The organism is Mycobacterium sp. NGS67 (assembly GCF_059812185.1).
Map to the genome: position 1 here is coordinate 1 of NZ_JCALCF010000072.1, position 1,310 is coordinate 1,310.

A 1,310-nucleotide genomic window follows, 5' to 3' on the forward strand; every position below is an offset into this window, starting at 1 on the left:
TGAAGTACCCCAGGTTTTGTTCCGTTCTCTATAGGAGGATGGAAATCATGCCCCGTCAGTATTCGCCGGAGTTCCGGCAGCGAGCGTTGCGGATGCTCGAGACGACTTTGCAGTCGGAAGGGATCTCTGAGTTTGAGGCGATCCGTTCGGCCGCGGCCACGCTGGGTATCGCTGAGGAGACCCTGCGCCGGTGGCGGCGTAAAGCTCAGATCGATGCCGGTGAACGGCCTGGATTGAACAGTCAAGAGCATGCCGAGATCAAACGGCTCAAGCGTGAGAACGTCGAATTACGCAGAGCCAACGAAGTTTTGAAGGCTGCGTCCGCATTTTTTGCAGCGGAACTCGACCGCCCCGTGATGAAATGATCGCCTTCATCGATAGCCACCGCGATCAGTTCGGGGTCGAGTTCATCTGCCGTACCCTGCGTGCGGTAATCACGGGATTTTTCACCTCACGCGGGTACCGGGCAGTCAGAACCCGTCCAGCGTCTGACCGCGCGATCCGCGACGAACTGCTGATCGCCGAACTCAAGACGGTCCACAAGAAGAATTACTCGTGCTACGGGGTCAACAAGATGCACCGCGCCATGAAACGCCGAGGTTGGCAGCTGGGACGGGAGCAGACCCGGCGGCTGATGAAGAAAGCCGGCCTGCGTGGTGTGCAGCGCGGCAAGCCGGTTTTCACCACGGTGTCTGACCCCACGGCCGCAACACCGCCGGACCTGGTTAACCGGCAGTTCGCTGCGATGCTGCCCAACCAGCTGTGGGTCGCCGACATCACCTATGTCCGCACGTGGCAGGGATTTTGCTACACCGCGTTCGTCAGCGATGTGGCCACTCGCGCGATCGTAGGGTGGGCGGTCGCTGACACGATGCGCACCGAAGACCTTCCTCTGCAGGCATTCAATCATGCAGTGTGGCAGTCTGATTCAGATCTATCTGAGTTGATTCATCATTCCGACCGCGGATCCCAATACTTATCGCTGGTATACACCGAGCGGTTGGGAGAGTTGGGGATCGCTCCCTCGGTAGGGTCCCGGGGCGACAGCTACGATAACGCCCTTGCCGAGGCCGTCAACGCGGCCTACAAGACCGAGCTGATCAACCGTGGCAAACCCTGGCGCAGCATCGCCGACGTCGAGTTGGCCACCGCCGCCTGGGTGGCCTGGTTTAACCAGGAGCGCCTGCATGAAGCCCTCGGCTATATCCCACCAGCCGAGTACGAGGCCGCCTTGCTAGCCGCCTCACAACCCGCGAGCCAGCCAACCCCGGCCCTCGCAACTACATAGGAACAAAACCTGGGGTACTTCA

1 protein-coding gene and 1 other annotated feature are annotated in these 1,310 nt (G+C 60.3%); the gene reads left to right on the forward strand.

Annotated features, from left to right (window positions below):
- The first annotated feature begins 47 nt into the window (after positions 1 to 47).
- A protein-coding gene (locus tag AC5Y4D_RS27260) for an IS3 family transposase (RefSeq protein ID WP_500038765.1) occupies positions 48 to 1,288 on the forward strand; the annotation gives its coding sequence in 2 pieces (ribosomal slippage) (positions 48 to 333 and positions 333 to 1,288; 1,242 coding nt in all).
- Positions 323 to 424, forward strand: a sequence feature (AL1L pseudoknot). (Overlaps the previous gene by 102 nt.)
- Positions 1,289 to 1,310 lie beyond the last annotated feature (22 nt).